Source organism: Alcanivorax sp. HI0044, from assembly GCF_001634945.1.
Map to the genome: position 1 here is coordinate 1 of NZ_LWEZ01000683.1, position 552 is coordinate 552.

The 552-nt window shown below is 59.6% G+C and carries 1 protein-coding gene; it reads right to left on the reverse strand.

The features are described from left to right. On the reverse strand, positions 1 to 552 hold a 552-nt coding region (locus A3730_RS08275; RefSeq protein ID WP_156501077.1), incomplete at both ends, for an efflux RND transporter periplasmic adaptor subunit.

A 552-nucleotide genomic window follows, 5' to 3' on the forward strand; every position in this document is an offset into this window, starting at 1 on the left:
GGTGACTTTTCCCTGCAGGGTGCGCGAGCCATTCATGAGGATCACGGAGGCGTCCTGACCCACGTGCACCAGTGGCAATTTGGTTTCCTCGAAATAACCGGTGACATAGAAACTGTCGGCTTTGACCATGGAAACCACCGGGCTGCCCTGATTGACAAAATTGCCTTGCTGCAGGGTCAGGTTGACGATGGTGCCGTCCGCCGGGGCATGAATGCGAGTGCGCTCAAGATTGATGTTGGCGCTGTCTCGTTCGGCCTTGGCCAGGGCTACATTGGCTTTGGCCAGTTGAGCCTGAATGCTGGCGCTCTCCAGGGCTTCCTTGCTGATGCTGTTATTGCTGCTGCGGTGCAGCTCCTGGCGGCGCTGATACTGGTGCTGGGCAAGGCGCAGGGCTTCCTGCTGGTAGAGCAGCTGGGCGTCGGCCTTGGCCAACGCGGCCTGGTAGCGGGTGTCATCGATGCGGAACAGCGGGTCGCCCTGGCTGACGCTCTGATTGTCTTCAATGTTGAGTTCACGGACCCAGCCGGAGACATCTGGCGACAGGGTGATGAT